A 14,451-nucleotide genomic window follows, 5' to 3' on the forward strand; every position below is an offset into this window, starting at 1 on the left:
GGACTACCGCTCCTCCTTCCCGCTCCCACCAGCAGGTGCGGCAGCTGCGGGCCGCGCGGCCTCTGGACTGGGAGTAACCCTGATAATGCCCTCCGTGTCAGCCGTGGCCCCTGCACTGGGTGCCGTCGTGGCGTCGGTGAGGGTGCCGTCGGCGGCGACGGCGAGAATATCGATGACCACGGCCAGGGCGTCGTCGCCAGCAGCCTGATCGGCCGGCAGCGCCAGCACGATCCGGCTGCCCACGGTTACGTCTACGAGCTGCTGGGCAATCCCGGACATCGTGTTGGACATGTCAATCGTGCCGGGAACGGTGCTGGCGCCGTAGCTGGAGGTACCCAGGGTGGAATCGGACCAGTTGACAAAGGCGTAGCGGGCAATGATGACGTCACCGGAGTCGATCTGCTGCCCCGCTCCCACTATCAGGACGGAGGCGGCGGCCCGGCTGGGGGCGCGCAGGCCTTCAATCGACAGCGAGACGGTGCCGTCGTCGGCGACGGCTACAACCGGCAGGCCCTCGACGGGGCTCTGCTCCTGCCCTACCGCGGTGGTGGGCAGCACGTCGACCACCGTGATCTCGGTGGCGACGGCGCCGTCCGGGGCGGATACGGGGGCGCGCAGCACCAGGCGGGACCCCTCGGTCGCCCCGGTCACCGTTTCCGCGAGTATCTCGCCGAGTGCGTCCGGGTCCACGGTTCCGCGGTAGATACGCACGCCGGTGGGAGTTCCGGTGGTGTTCGCCCCGTTGGTGCCCGAGAACGTGGATACGGACAGCAGTACGGCGTCGCCTGCCGACAGGCTGCGACCGTCGCCGACGATCAGTGTGTCGGTGCTGACGGAAGTGGCCGGCGCCAGCGGGGAGATCAGGGACACCACGGGGACCGAGCCGACCCGGCCGGCCACCTCCAGCACCGAGTCGATGGGCGCATCCGCCGCAGTGACCTGGCTGCTTACGCTGCCCGTCTCCTCGCCGCCGTGACCGAGGCGGGAGACAATGACAGGCATCAGCACGATCGCCGCAACCACGATGACGGCGAGTATGACCGCGACGCGTCCGCGGGGCCGGGGCCGTCCCAGAGCGGCCCCGATCGCACGCTGTGCACCGGTAATCGGCGGCGGCTCCGGCTGCGAGCTGCCGACCAATGAGTTGACCGCCGTGGGAATACCGGGACCGCCGTCTACATGCACCACCGCCGGGGGCGGCGCCGTACCGTGCTCGCTAAGACTGTGCTGACGAGCACGCTCGAATTCCCGCTCGAGCTCGCGCAGCTGCCGGCGGGTCAAGGGCTTGCCGTCCGGCCCCGATGCGGGCACGGGCGTGGTCTGATCGGCGTACGGATTCATGGGCTGGTTACGAGTATGCCAGAGCGTGGCGAAATCGGCCCCTCCATTGCGGCCACCAGATCGTCGACGCGCGCATCGACGGCGGCGAAGGGATCGCGCAGGGCGACGGGGCGGGTGTGCCCGTCGTCGAGCTTGAGGTTGACCCAGTCCACTGACAGGTCGCGGCGCAGCTCTTCGGCGCGGGCGACCGCGGTGCCGCGCAGGTGCGCGCGGGTGGTCGCCGGAGGCGTGTCGACGGCGGCCCGGCAGGCGGGCTCGTCCACGATGCGCTTGAGCAGGCCGGCGGCCTCCAGGCGCAGGCGCAGCCCGTCGGTGGGGTCGACGTCGTGGTAGGCCAGGGCCAGGCGGGCCACGCGCGGGTCGTCCAGGCCGGTGCCGGCGCGCTGGGCGTAGCGGGTCAGCAGCTGCTGCTTGGCGGCCCAGTCGAGTTCGGTCGCCACCAGCGCCGGGTTGCCGGCGCGCACGGCCTCCAGGCCGCGCTCCCACAGGTCCAGTACGTGCCGGTGCGCGTCGGTGAGGTCCAGTTCGGCGTCGGCGTGGGCGCGTACGCGTTCCAGGTGCTCGGCCTGCAGGCCGACGGGAGTGATGGTGCGTCCGTCCGCCAGCTCCAGCTGCACGGTGCCGGTCAGGTCATGGCAGGTGTCGCGGATGGCCCGCATGGGGTTGGCCAGGCGCAGGTCGGACAGGTCACCGCCGGCCTCCAGGTAGTCCAGCAGCAGGTCCATGGCACCGACCTTGAGCAGGGTTGAGCCCTGGGCGATGTTGGAGTCCCCGACGATCACGTGCATGCGCCGGTACTTCTCGGCGTCGGCGTGCGGCTCGTCGCGGGTGTTGATGAGCGGGCGGGAGCGGGTGGTGGCCGAGGAGACGGCGTCCTCCATCTGGTCGGCGCGCTGGGAGAAGACGTAGCGGGCGGGACGCTTCCCGGCCGGGTCGGTGAGGATGTGGCCGGCGCCGACCAGGATCTGCCGGGTCACCAGGTGGGGTACCAGGGTGCGGGCGTCGTTCCAGAAGTCGCCGCGGCGGCGCACCAGGTAGTTCTCGTGGCAGCCGAAGCCGGCGCCCTCGGCATCCAGGTTGTTCTTGAGCAGGTGGATGCGGCCGGGCACGTCCTGCGCGGCCAGGCGCGCGTTGGCCTGTGCGGCCAGGTCGGCCATGGTGAGTTCGCCGGCCCGGTCCTGGGCGAGCAGGTCGGTGAGGCTATCGCATTCGGCGGTGGCGAACTCGGGGTGGGAGCCGACGTCCAGGTACAGGCGGGCGCCGCCGCGGGTGAAGACGTTGGAGGAGCGGCCGCGGGCGATCAGGGGGGCGAACAGCTCGCGGGCGGCGTGGTCGGCGTCCAGCGGTGGGGGGCCGCCGGCGGTGGAGGCGCAGGTGATGCCGTACTCGGTTTCGACGCCGATGATCCGCCGGGCGGGGGCGCGCCGGTCGGCTGGAGTGCCCGACGGCGCACTCAACGTCACTGCCCGCCCTTCTGGACGAAGCCCTGGACGAAGGCGGCGGCGTTGGTCTCCAGGACGGCATCGATCTCATCCAGGATGTCGTCAACACCGACGGCCTGCGTCTGGCCGGAGCCTCCGGCCGGTGCCGGGTCGGGCGCGGCGGGTTCGGGAGAGGGCTGGATCTGCTCGTTCAGGCTCATGCGCGTGACTGGCTTTCTGATTCTTCCGGTTCTGCGGGGGTGGCGGCGTCTTGGACGGCGCCCAGGATACGTGCTGACTCGGCTTCCGATACGGCCACGGCGTCGGGCAGCGGCAGGCGCAGCAGCTCGGCGCGCCCGGGCACGTCCAGCACCAGGCTGGTCCAGGAGGCGGCGACGACGGCGGCGTGGTTGGCCACCGCCGTGCCGCGAACTGCGGCACGCGTGCCGACGGGCGGCTGGTCGGCGGCGGCCTCCACCTCGGCGTCGGTGACCAGGCGGCGGGTGCGGCCGGCGGTGATGAGCTTCTCGGCCAGGCCGCGCCCGGCGCGCAGGTCGGCCCACTGGATGTCGGCGGCGGCCAGGCGCGGGTCGTCCCAGCCGGTGCCGGAGCGCTCGCGTAGGCGCTCGCACAGCTGCAGCTTGGCGACCCATTCGACCAGCTGCGCGGAGCGGGCGGTTGCCTGCGCCTGGGCGGGGGTGCCGTGAGCGGTGGCGTAGGCGTCCAGCGCCTCCAGGGTCTCGTCCCAAAGGGCGAGCGCCTGGGCGGTTTCGGCGCCGACGTGTTCGGCGTCGATGCCGCCGTAGTCCTCGCCCAGGGCAGCGGCGATGGCGTACAGGTGAGCGCGCTGGATCTCCACTGCGGTCAGCCGGCCGCGGGCGGTGGCGAGCGCGTAGCTGAGCGTCGGGTCGTGGGACAGGGCCCAGTGCTCCTCCACCGGGTCGGTGGTGATACGCAAGTCTTCCAGCGCCCCCAGGCCCTGGCCGCGGTCGTGGGCGCGCTCCAGGTACCACAGCAGCAGGTCGGTGCTGGCGACCTTTAGGTAGATCGGCACGTCGAAGCGGTTGGCGTCCCCGTTGATCACGTGCAGGCGGCGGAAGCGGGCGGCGTCGGCGTGCGGCTCGTCGCGGGTGTTCACGATGGGCCGGTTGAAGGTGGTCTGCAGGGCGATGTCGGTGCCGACGTAGTCGGCGCGCTGGCTGATCTGGAAGCCGGGGCGCTCACTGCGCTGCCCGATACCGACCCGGCCGGCTCCGGCGAATACGGGCCGGGTCACCAGGAAGGGGATGAGGGCGGCGGCCAGCGTGTCGAAGGGCAGGTCGCGGCGCACCAGGTAGTTCTCGTGCGAGCCGTACGCAGCCCCCTTGCCGTCGACGTTGTTCTTGTACAGGACCACCTCGCCGTCGCGCGGGTCCAGGGCGGCCATGGCGCGGCGGGCGATCACCTCCCCGGCCCGGTCCCACACCAGCGCGTCGCGGGGGGTGAGTACCTCCGGGGAGGAGTATTCGGGGTGGGCGTGGTCCACGTACAGGCGGGCACCGTTGGCGAGCACGGCGGTGGTGGCCTGCGGCAGGGCGGCCTCGGCGGCACTGGGACGCGGGCGCGTGCCCCATGGGGCCGGCGGGAGGTCGCCGGAGGGGGCGGGGCGGTCGGGGTCGTCGGTGAGTTGGCTGGGGTGGGCGGCGGCGCGCTCCAGCCTGCCGCCGCGCAGGTCGGCGAGCGGGTCCTCCCCCTCGTAGTCCCAGCGTACGGCCTGCCGGGTGCCGGCGTCGGGGCGGGCCGACGTGCCGTAGGCGGACACGATGCGGCTGGCCATGACTACGGCGTTGGCATAGGGGTTGCCCGGCTCAAGCACCCCGAACTCGGTCTCCAGGCCGACGGGGCGCCGCACCGGGCTGAACTGGCTGGACTCGGGCGCGCTCATGCGTTCTCCTGTCGGTCTGTGGTGATCGCGTCCGTCAGGCGGCGCACCGCGCGCACCATCTCGCCACGGTGGCCGACGACGCGGGCCGCGGCCTCCGGGGCGGTGGCGGCGGTGATCTCCTCGTTCTGCTGGGCCTCGACGGCGACCGCCGCGCGCAGCCGCTCGGTGGACAGGCCGCCGTCCCCGCCGGCCAGCTCATCCTTAATGGCGGCGGTCTTGGCGCGGGCGACGATGGCGGCGAGCATGGCGCCGGAGACGAAGTCGGCCAGGTACAGGGTCTCGCGCCGCCCGGAGGCGTAGGCGAGCTCCAGTACCGCCCGTTCGGGGGTGCGGGCGTACAGGTCGGTGACGGCGGCGCGGCGCATGGCCGCCGCGGCGGTCTCCCGGTGGCCTCCAGCTGCGGCGAGTTCCGCCGGGTCCAGGGGCAGGTCGGCGCGCAGGTGCTTGGCGAGGATCTCCTGCGCACCGGCGGCGTCGGGGCGGTCGATGCGAATCTTCACGTCGAATCGTCCGGGCCGGAGGATCGCCGGGTCGATCATGTCCTCCCGGTTGGAGGCGCCGATGATGACCACGTTGTTCAGCGACTCGACGCCGTCGATCTCGGTGAGGACCTGCGGCACGATCATGGTCTCCACGTCGGAGGAGACGCCGCTGCCGCGAGTGCGGAACAGGGCCTCCATCTCGTCGAAGAAAATCACCACCGGACGGTCCTCGGCGGCGACCTTGCGGGCCTGGTCGAAGATGGCGCGTATCTGCCGCTCCGTCTCACCGACGAACTTGCTCAGCAGCTCCGGGCCCTTGATGTTCAGGAAGGCGGCGTCGTGGACGCCGGCGCCCGTGGAGCGGGCCAGGGAGGTGGCGACCGCCTTGGCTATCAGGGTCTTGCCGCAGCCGGGCGGGCCGTACAGGAGCATGCCCTTGGGGGCCTGCAGCCCGTAGGCGCGGTACAGGCCGGGGTGGGCGAAGGGCAGTTCGAGGGAGTCGCGGATCTGCTGAATCTGCGGGCCCAAGCCACCGATGTCGTCCCAGGACACGTCCGGGGTTTCGGCGACCACCAGCTGCTGGACACTGGTGCGGGCGATGCGGGCGGTTACCAGGTCGGCGCGCAGGTCGGCGGCGAGCGTGTCGCCGGGCCGCAGCGCGTCGGCGTCGAGGTGCCCGGCCACGCGCACCACGCGGGTGGCGCCGGAGCCGGTGGTGACCAGGGCGCGGGCCGTGGGCACCGCCGTGCTCTCGCCGACGGTCGCGACGTCGTCGACGTCGGCCAGCACCTCATCCAGGGTGACGGCCTCGCCGGTGTCGGGCGCGGGCAGGGCGGCGACGACCAGCATCTGGTCGTTGACGGCCACGCGCTGCCCCACTTCCAGCTCGGCCACCTCCAGATCGGGGTGCAGCCCCAGCCGCAGGTGACGTCCGCCCAGGGACACGTCGGCCTCCGCGGGACCGGGCAGGCCGGTGAGCAGGCCGAGCGTGACGGGTGGGCGGGTGACGGCGTCGAGCTGGGTGCCGAGCTCGGCGATGCGCTCGCGGGCGGCGCTCAGGGCCGACGCGAGGCGCTCGTTCTTGGCGGACAGGCTGATGGCCTCGGCGCGGGCCTCACGCAGCTGGTGGCTGGTGAAGTCGCGCGCCGGCATGCCCAAGGGCTGGAACTCACTCATGTTCCGACTCCTGCGGACCGGGCAGGCCCGGCTGAACCGGGGTGGCGTCCTCGGGCTGCTTGGCCCGGCAGTCGCGCAGCACGCGGCGGACCTTGCGGTCGGTGCTGGTGCGCTCCCCCACGTCCTCGATGGTCCAGTAGCCGGCGTCGTCGTAGGCGCCGCGTGCTGGTGGGCGTTTGCGGGTCAGCGGGGCGGAGTCGGCGGCGAGGCGGCGGGCGGAGATCAGGAAGCCGGTGTGGGCGACCATGCGGTGGTCGGGACGCACGGCCAGGCCGTCGACATACCAACTGCGCACCGCCGACTCCCAGGACTCGGGCTCGGTGAACCGCCTGGAGTGGCGCAGTGCCTCCACGGTGCGCGACAGCTGCGGGACGGTGGCGACGTAGGCGAGGAACACGCCACCGGGTACCAGGGCGCGGGCGGCGGCGTCGATGTTCTCCCAGGGGGCGAGCATGTCCAGCACCACCCGGTCCACGCTCGCGTCAGCGACGTGGGCGGCGACCACGTCGACGAAGTCGCCGGTGCGCAGCTCCCAGGCGGGGTGGTGGCGGCCGAACCAGGAGTCGACGTTGGAGGCGGCGATCGCCGCGAAGTCGTGGCGCCGCTCGATGGACAGCAGGTGGCCGCCCTCCCCGATCGCGGACAGCAGGCTCATGGTCAGGGCGCCGGAACCGACCCCGGCCTCCAGCACGCGGGCACCGGGGAAGATGTCTGCGAAGGCGATCACCTGGGCGGCGTCCTTGGTGTAGACGACCTGGGCGCCGCGCGGCATGGACAGCACGTAGTCGGCCAGCAGTGGGCGCAGCAGCAGCAGTTCATGCCCGGACTCGGTGGTGATCACCGTGCCCTCGTCGCGGCCGACCACGTCGCGGTGGTAGAAGCTGCCGCGCTGGGACTGGAAGTAGCCGCCGGGGTCGAGCACGAAAGTGTGCTTGCGGCCCTTGGAGTCGGTGACCTGCACGCGTTCGCCGTAGCGGAAGGGGCCACGGCGCCCGGCCTGCCCCAGCACCTGCTGGGTGGCCACGCGTGGTTGCACGGCGGGAGTCGTCTGCTCGCTCATCGCGTCCGAGTCTAGTGATTCCCGGGTACGCCGGCGTTACACGGTATGCCCGCGCACACGCGTCGGCAGCGGAACGAAAACGGCTTCGGCGCGAGCGCTGCGAGCAACGCCGCGAAAAAGCTAAACGCCGCCACCGGGGTCACTGAGCTCCGGCGCGCTCCGGCAGGTGGGCCACCACCGCGAGCTGAAGCGGAAGCCGGTCGCGCAGGGCCGGGTCGGCGAAGCGGAAACCCTCCGCACAGCGTTCCATGAGTTCGGGCCAACGGCACCAGGCGGAGTAACGGGTCTCGGTCACCTCGTCGAGCACCAGCCCGGCAGCGAGCAGAGCGGTGAGAATCTCGCCGACGCCGTGGTTCCACTGGTGGCTGACCGTATGGGTGATGGCGGGCGACCCGTCGGCGGCGGCGACGTAGGAGCCCGCATCCTCCCAGGTCATGGGATCGGCGCGTTGGAAGTAGGGCTCGTGGAGCATCAGGCCGCGACTGACGTCGTCACCCACCGCCTGGAAGACGGGATGGTCATCGCGCAGTACCAGACGGCCCCCGGGCCGCAGCAGCGAGGCGACCACGCGGGCCCATGCTGCCACGTCGGGCAGCCAGCACAGCACCCCCAAGGAGGTGTATACGAGGTCGAAGTCCCCCACCAGCGCCTGACGGGCGTCGTATACATTGGCCTGCACGAAGTCGATGTCGGCGCCGGCGCGCTCGGCGATGGACCGGGCGCGGCGCAGGGACTCGCCCGACAGGTCCAGACCCACCACTCGGCGGGCGCCCAGGCGTGCCAGGCTCACCGTGTCCAGGCCGAGATGGCATTGGAGGTGCACGACGTCCAATCCGCTCAGGTCACCCAGGCGCTCGCGGTCCGGAGTGATCTCGGCGGAGATGGCGGTCGGGGAGGCGAGCAGCGCCTCGATGCCGTAGCCACTGGCCTCATGCAGTGCGGCGCGATCGTCCCAGTTGGCCCGGTTGTCGGCGAAGTACTCGGCGTGACGGGTCGGGTCGGCGGCGCTCATGGGGCCAGTGTCACATGGCAGTGGCGAAGCAGCGAAGTTGAGGCGGCGTTATCAGCGGGCCCCGGTGGGGACGGCGCCGGTGACGCGCCCGTCTTCCACCAGCACCAGCCACCGCGACACGCCCCGCGCCCGCGCCAGGGCGTCGGCGGCCGGTTGTCCGGTGACCTGGGTGGTGACCGCGGCTGCAGGCAGCACGGTGCACACCTGGCCGACGGTGACGGCGTTGGCGTCGGGCAGGCCGGATCGCTCCAGCTCGGCCAGGGCGGGCGCGTCGAGCGTGCCCAGGATCCGCGCGCCGTCGGTCACGAGCACCAGCCCCGCCCCGGCGTCGAGCTGGTCACGCGCTGCGACCAGAGGCGTCTCGGCACTGGCGACGGCGACCGGACGAGTCAGGTTGCGCAGGTCGAGGCGGGCCGCGGCGCGCGTACCCCGGCCCAGGCCGAGGACCTGCCAGGAGGTGGTGGCGATGGGCCAGGAGACTATGACGGCGAGAAACAGGGTGAAGGCGTCGGGCTGTCTTCCCGTCACCAGGGGAACCAGAATCCAACGCCAGGCCAGGCCCGCCACTACCAGCAGCCCGCCGACCGCAGCGACCTTTTGACCGAGCCGGCGCCGGCCGCTGAGCTGTTCGACAAGCGCGCTCAACGCATGCCCGCCGTCAAGCGGCAGACCCGGCAGGGCGTTGAAGGCGGCCAGGGCGAAGTTGAGCCAACTCGCCATAAACAGCGCCACGAACAACGGTTCGGAGCTTACCCGCCCAAGCGTTCCGGTCCCGATGACCCCCAGTACCAGGTTCGCGGCCGGCCCGGCCAAGGAGGTGAGCACGTCCTTCCATGGCCGCCATCGACTGGTCGGGCCGAAGGTTGTGCGTCCGCCCCACAGGTGCAGCTCGTAGCGCACCGGTCGGCGCCCCAGCAACGCGCCGACCGCCCCGTGGGCCAGCTCGTGCGCCAGGATGCTTACCGTGAGTGCGAGCACTACCACCGCTAACGTCCCGAGCGCGGTGGCGGGTCCGTACCCGTCCAGCGCCGCGGCCACCACCGGGTACCAGCTGCCGGCGATGAGCAGGCCCAGCAGCAGCGAGGTCTGTGCCACAACGACGGGTGCGCCGCCGATTGTGAACAGAGTCCAGGAACCTGAGCGCCGGGCAGTTGATGCGGTCATAGCACGAAGAGTATCCGCGGCGGCCCGGAGACGCCGCGCTCGGCCCCGCTAGTCCCCCGTGTCTAGTGTGTCCACGTTGTCTGCGGTAATCCACACGGCTTCAGTGAAGTTCACGGGTTCTACCGGCTGCCCCCTGATGAGCTTATCCATGGTGCCGACCGCCAGTCTGCCGATGCCGGCGGTGTCTTGGGAGACCGTGCCAGCCATGCCGCCGTTGCGGATGGATGCGACACCGTCGTCGGTGGCGTCCACACCCGATACGTGAACCTCGTCCTGTCTGCTGGCATTGGTCAGTGCCTTGAGCGCCCCCAATGCCATGGAGTCGTTCTGCGCGACGATCGCGTCGATGTGGGTGCCGGTGGACAGCCAGTTCTCGGTGACGGTGAGTGCCTCGGCGGTATCCCAGTTGGCGGTCTGCTCCAGCACGATATTCACTCCCGGGTGCTCGGCCAGCACCGCGTCGTAGCCCGCCTTGCGCTGCAACTGTCCGTCCGACCCCATGGGCCCGTACAGTACGGCTATCGCGCCCTCCTCCCCGATAGCCTCGACGACCTTCTCCATCTGCAACTTACCGGCGGCAGTGTCGTCGCCGCCGATGTAGGAGGCGGCCCGATCCTGCTGCTCTGCTTGCTGCACGATGGTGGCGATTGGTATCTCTGCCTCGTTGGCCGCCTTGAGGCCGGGAGCGATGCCCTCCTTGGAGACGGGCTCGACCAGGATGCCGTCATACCCCTGTGCGACAGCGGACTCGATCTGACTGATCTGTGTGGCGGCGTCGGAGTTGCCGTCGAACACGGTCACTTCCAAGCCCAGCGCCTCGCCCTCCTCAACGGCGGCGTGCGCCAGCGTCGTCGTGAACGAGTTGGTCATATGGCTCATCATCAGGGCGATTCGGGTCCTCCCATCTGATCCGCCGACCACACATGCCGAAACCATGGCCGCGGCGATTATCAGCGAACCGACTATGGCGAGTAGGCGCTTCATGATTCCTCTCCCCCTTCGGGCCGAGCACCAAAGCAGCTCATTTCCGCTGCCGTGCCTTCACATCTAGCAGCACCGCCAGCACGATGATGGCGCCCTTAACAACCCGCTGGAAGTTCGCGTCGATTCCCAGGATGTCCAACCCGTTGGCGATCACGGCGATCATGAGCGCGCCGATGAGTACACCAGACGCCCGGCCTCGCCCACCGGACATGGACACTCCGCCGATCACGACCGCAGCAATCGCATCCAACTCATAGGACTCACCGGCGGTGGGGGCGCCGCTGATCGTCCGCGAGGCGAGCAGTACGCCGCAGAAGCCGGCCAGCAGTCCCGCGATCACGAACACTGAGACCTTGGAGCGCCTGACATTCACCCCGGAGACCTCGGCGGCCACGGGGTTGCCGCCCACGGCGTACACCCTGCGGCCGTACACCGTTCGACGCAGAACGAATGCGCAGGCCAGAAAGATGACCAGTAGGTATACCGCCATAACGGGGAACCTTCCGATCCTGGCACTGGCGAAGGCCTCGAAGGTTTCGGATACGTTGAAAATCGGGGCGCCGCCGGAGACGATCAGCGCGAGTCCCCGTACCGCGGTCATGGTCCCCAGCGTGACGATGAAGGACGGTATGGCCCCGTAGGCGACGCCGATTCCATTAAGCAGCCCGACCAGCGCACCGACCACGAGTGCCGCTACGATCGGCACGATGACCGGGTACTCACCGGGATGTGCGAGCATGGCGGCGACGACGCCGGCCAGGCCTATGGTCGATCCGACCGACAGGTCGATCTCCCCGGAGATGATGACGAACATCATACCCATCGCAAGAATGCCGTTGATCGTGGTCTGGACCAAGATCAGAAGCACGTTATTGACACTGAGAAAGTGGTGCTCAGGGGATACCAGCCACAGCACCAGCACGAGGGCGAGGAACACCAGCAGTATTCCCGCGTCGCGGACGGACCAGGCCTTTGCCCTTCGTATAACTGCGTTCATGATTCATCCTTCAAATCTTGAGGCGAGCTCCATGACCGCCTCCTGGGAGAAGTCGGGGCGCTCCAGCGTCCCGGTGCAGCGGCCCTCCGCCAGAACCATGATCCGGTCGCTGAGCCCTATCAGTTCCCCCATCTCCGAGGAAATGAGGATGACGGCCTTCCCCTGCTCCACGAGTTCTCCGATGAGCTCGTATATATCGCGTTTGGCGCCGACGTCGATGCCGCGGGTAGGCTCATCGAAGATGACGACGTCGGGCTCAGTCAGCATCCACTTCGCCAAGACGACCTTCTGCTGATTACCGCCCGACAGCTCAGCCACGTACTGGTTCGGCGAAGCTGCCTTGACCCGTAGCGACTGCATGTAATGGATCACGGTCCGGCGCTCTTTCCTCGGCGCTATCAGGCCGGAGGCGAATAATCGCCCGAGAGAGGGCAGGGTAACGTTCTCCAGGACGCTTCCCCTGAGGTTGAGGCCGGTGCGCTTGCGGTCCTCGGTGATCAGGGCGATTCCGTGCCCGATGGCATCGGCGGGGCGGCGCAACTGCACTTCCACGCCGTCGCGCAGCACCGTTCCGCCGGAGTGCCGGCCGAACCCGAAAAGCGACTCGACCAGCTCGGATCTGCCGGCGCCGACGAGCCCGCCGATGCCGATGATCTCACCGCGGTGCAGCGTGAGGCTGACATCTTGGACGCGGCCCGGCACGCTCCAGTGGCGTACCTCGAAGGCCGGCTCCCCCAGCGGCACCTCCCGCTTGGGGAAGACATCGTCGATGCTCCGTCCGACCATGGCCCTGATCAGCGCGGGCTCATCGAGCTCCGCGGCCGGGCCGGTGCTCACACGCCTGCCGTCCCGCAGCACCGTAATGCGGTCCGCGACCCGGAAGATCTCCTCCATCTTGTGGGAGATGTAGATGATGCCGACCCCGGCGTCGCGCAGGCGCTGGATCTGGGCGAACAGGTTCTCAGCGTCGTCATCGGTGATCGCGGAGGTGGGCTCATCCATGATGACGATGCGCGCGTCCACGGACAGCGCCTTGGCGATCTCCACCTGCTGGCACTGCGCGACTGACAGGTCGCGCATATAGGCGTCCACGGACAGCTTCACGCCCATGGCATCCAGCAGCTCGGCGGCCTCCCGACGCATCCGGCCCAGGTCGGCGAGCCCAAGGCGCCCCCGCGGCTCGCGGCCGATGAAGATGTTCTCGTACACGCGCATGTCCAGCACCGGGTTGAGCTCCTGGTGAATCATCGCGATACCGAGGTCCATCGCCTCGCGCACGGACCCGATCCGGACAGGCCGACCACCGATCAGGACTTCCCCGGCGTCGGCATGCAGGACGCCGATGAGGATCCGCATGAGCGTGGACTTGCCCGCGCCGTTCTCCCCCATGAGGGCATGCACCTCGCCGCTGCGCACATCCAGGCAGACATCATCAAGGACCTTGATGCCGGCGAAGGACTTGTCAATCCCGCGCGCCTCCAGCACCACCTCGCCCATGACCGCTCCCTTGCGTAGACGATTCAGTGATCTGAAGCCTAGGACGCCACTATTGTCCTGTCAATAGGGGGATCGCAGGCAGGTTTCTCCGCCATCCACAGGCGGCGTATCCGCAGGGGCTGTGCCACCGGCCTGTGGACAGCCGAACCGGGCTTTGCCGTTCATGTCACCGGGCCGCGGTAGGTTCACACCGTGACTGAGCAACCAGACCTTCCGGCCGCGACAGCAGCCGCAGCACCAGCCGCCGGTGCGCGCCCCACAGGACCCGGCGGTGGTGGTCGCCGCGGCTCGGGACGTACCGCGTTGTCGCCGTCGCGGGCCAAGGACTTCATGCAGTGCCCACTGCTGTTCCGCCTGCGCACCGTCGACCGCCTCCCTGAGCCCGGCTCCCTTGCCACACACAAGGGCACGCTCGTACACGCGATCCTGGAGCGCCTGTACGATCTGCCGGCACGCGACCGCACCCGCGAGGCCGCCCTGGACATGCTGCCGGGGCAGTGGCAGACCCACCGGGAGAAGCATCCCGAGGTCATGGGCCTGTTCCCGGACTCCGCTGCGGTTGCCCCCTGGCTGGATGAGGCGCGCACGCTGATAAGTGCCTACTTCCACCTGGAGAACCCCAAGCGGCTGGAGCCTGCGGAGCGTGAGCTGTTCGTGCAGACCGAGACGCGCGACGGGCTGCTGCTGCGCGGCTTCGTCGACCGCCTGGACGTAGCCCCCGACGGCGCTATGCGCGTGGTCGACTACAAGACCGGCCGCTCCCCCGGCCCGCGCTTCCAGGAGGAGGCGCTGTTCCAGATGCGCTTCTACGCCCTGGTGCTCTGGCGCCTGCGCGGGCGAGCGCCGGCGCGCCTGCAGATCGTCTACCTCAAGGACGGGCGCACCCTCACCCACGATCCGCGCCTGCCCGAGCTGGAAGCCACCGAGACCAAGCTCGCCCACATCTGGGACGAGGTGGAGGACTGCGCCGCCGCCGGCGAGTTCGCCCCGCGCCGCTCCCGCCTGTGCGACTGGTGTGCCTACCAGGCCCAGTGCCCGCTGTTCGGTGGAACCACTCCCGAGCTGCCCGCCGACGGCGTCGCGCGCCTACTGACCGCCAGACGCTCACCCGGCGGCTAAAGCGCGCCCGCACCCCGTCTCACGAAGTGGTCACCCGCTGGCGCCGGGCATCCGGCCACGTCTAGCATCGCGGCCACGGTTACCGACCGTGGCCGGACGAACCCGTATCAGTTACCTGAACCTGATCCTGGAACCGATCCCGAACCCGCAAGGAAGACAGCACTCATGAGCTCCCAGATCGTAGCCCGCACCCTTCGCGCACAGCGCGGAGCGTGTTGCTGCATGCTCGACCTGGCCAGGGCTCAGTGAGGCAGCAGCACCCAACTAATACTCC

12 protein-coding genes are annotated in these 14,451 nt (G+C 69.9%); 1 reads left to right on the plus strand and 11 read right to left on the minus strand.

Annotated features, from left to right (window positions below; translation table 11 throughout):
* Positions 1-3: 3 nt before the first annotated feature.
* The 11 genes from GZ998_RS03600 to GZ998_RS03650 form a co-directional block, all read right to left on the minus strand.
* Positions 4-1,341, minus strand: coding sequence for a hypothetical protein (locus GZ998_RS03600; RefSeq protein WP_161923965.1), 1,338 nt, complete (start codon positions 1,339-1,341; stop codon positions 4-6).
* Positions 1,338-2,804 (minus strand): Pup--protein ligase, encoded by a 1,467-nt coding sequence (pafA, locus tag GZ998_RS03605; protein ID WP_237564324.1) that lies wholly within the window; start codon positions 2,802-2,804, stop codon positions 1,338-1,340. Before pafA ends, GZ998_RS03600 begins: the two co-directional genes overlap by 4 nt.
* Entirely contained in the window at positions 2,801-2,983 is a 183-nt protein-coding gene (locus tag GZ998_RS03610; RefSeq protein ID WP_162679538.1) for a ubiquitin-like protein Pup, read from the minus strand. The genes pafA and GZ998_RS03610 overlap by 4 nt, the downstream gene beginning before the upstream one ends.
* Complete coding sequence (dop, locus tag GZ998_RS03615; RefSeq protein ID WP_162679537.1) at positions 2,980-4,686, minus strand: depupylase/deamidase Dop; 1,707 nt, start codon at positions 4,684-4,686, stop codon at positions 2,980-2,982. Before dop ends, GZ998_RS03610 begins: the two co-directional genes overlap by 4 nt.
* Positions 4,683-6,344, minus strand: coding sequence for a proteasome ATPase (gene arc / locus GZ998_RS03620; RefSeq protein ID WP_219109056.1), 1,662 nt, complete (start codon positions 6,342-6,344; stop codon positions 4,683-4,685). The genes dop and arc overlap by 4 nt, the downstream gene beginning before the upstream one ends.
* Entirely contained in the window at positions 6,337-7,404 is a 1,068-nt protein-coding gene (locus GZ998_RS03625; RefSeq protein ID WP_219109057.1) for a tRNA (adenine-N1)-methyltransferase, read from the minus strand. The genes arc and GZ998_RS03625 overlap by 8 nt, the downstream gene beginning before the upstream one ends.
* A gap of 139 nt (positions 7,405-7,543) precedes the next feature.
* Positions 7,544-8,416 (minus strand): bifunctional 2-polyprenyl-6-hydroxyphenol methylase/3-demethylubiquinol 3-O-methyltransferase UbiG, encoded by an 873-nt coding sequence (locus GZ998_RS03630; RefSeq protein ID WP_219109058.1) that lies wholly within the window; start codon positions 8,414-8,416, stop codon positions 7,544-7,546.
* Between the two features lie 51 nt (positions 8,417-8,467).
* Positions 8,468-9,580: a site-2 protease family protein gene (locus GZ998_RS03635; RefSeq protein ID WP_219109059.1), complete on the minus strand. Its 1,113-nt coding sequence runs from the start codon at positions 9,578-9,580 to the stop codon at positions 8,468-8,470.
* Positions 9,581-9,628: 48 nt separating this feature from the next.
* Entirely contained in the window at positions 9,629-10,564 is a 936-nt protein-coding gene (locus GZ998_RS03640) for a sugar ABC transporter substrate-binding protein (RefSeq protein ID WP_219109060.1), read from the minus strand.
* A gap of 37 nt (positions 10,565-10,601) precedes the next feature.
* Positions 10,602-11,561: an ABC transporter permease gene (locus GZ998_RS03645; RefSeq protein ID WP_219109061.1), complete on the minus strand. Its 960-nt coding sequence runs from the start codon at positions 11,559-11,561 to the stop codon at positions 10,602-10,604.
* A gap of 3 nt (positions 11,562-11,564) precedes the next feature.
* Entirely contained in the window at positions 11,565-13,058 is a 1,494-nt protein-coding gene (locus tag GZ998_RS03650; RefSeq protein ID WP_219109062.1) for a sugar ABC transporter ATP-binding protein, read from the minus strand.
* Positions 13,059-13,361: 303 nt separating this feature from the next.
* Here GZ998_RS03650 and GZ998_RS03655 point away from each other — a divergent pair, with 303 nt between their 5' ends.
* The gene (locus GZ998_RS03655; RefSeq protein ID WP_161925310.1) at positions 13,362-14,177 is read left to right on the plus strand and encodes a PD-(D/E)XK nuclease family protein; all 816 of its coding nucleotides are present in this window, start codon (positions 13,362-13,364) and stop codon (positions 14,175-14,177) included.
* Positions 14,178-14,451: the final 274 nt, after the last annotated feature.

This window comes from Actinomyces sp. 594 (genome assembly GCF_019325145.1).
GTDB lineage: Bacteria > Actinomycetota > Actinomycetes > Actinomycetales > Actinomycetaceae > Actinomyces.

Bases quoted from the DNA above. Each gene is read 5' to 3' on its own strand.
- GZ998_RS03600 (WP_161923965.1), bottom strand. From the start codon at position 1,341: ATGAATCCGTACGCCGATCAGACCACGCCCGTGCCCGCATCGGGGCCG.
- GZ998_RS03625 (WP_219109057.1), bottom strand. From the start codon at position 7,404: ATGAGCGAGCAGACGACTCCCGCCGTGCAACCACGCGTGGCCACCCAG.
- arc (WP_219109056.1), bottom strand. From the start codon at position 6,344: ATGAGTGAGTTCCAGCCCTTGGGCATGCCGGCGCGCGACTTCACCAGC.
- GZ998_RS03640 (WP_219109060.1), bottom strand. From the start codon at position 10,564: ATGAAGCGCCTACTCGCCATAGTCGGTTCGCTGATAATCGCCGCGGCC.
- GZ998_RS03610 (WP_162679538.1), bottom strand. From the start codon at position 2,983: ATGAGCCTGAACGAGCAGATCCAGCCCTCTCCCGAACCCGCCGCGCCC.
- GZ998_RS03645 (WP_219109061.1), bottom strand. From the start codon at position 11,561: ATGAACGCAGTTATACGAAGGGCAAAGGCCTGGTCCGTCCGCGACGCG.
- dop (WP_162679537.1), bottom strand. From the start codon at position 4,686: ATGAGCGCGCCCGAGTCCAGCCAGTTCAGCCCGGTGCGGCGCCCCGTC.
- GZ998_RS03635 (WP_219109059.1), bottom strand. From the start codon at position 9,580: ATGACCGCATCAACTGCCCGGCGCTCAGGTTCCTGGACTCTGTTCACA.
- GZ998_RS03650 (WP_219109062.1), bottom strand. From the start codon at position 13,058: ATGGGCGAGGTGGTGCTGGAGGCGCGCGGGATTGACAAGTCCTTCGCC.
- GZ998_RS03630 (WP_219109058.1), bottom strand. From the start codon at position 8,416: ATGAGCGCCGCCGACCCGACCCGTCACGCCGAGTACTTCGCCGACAAC.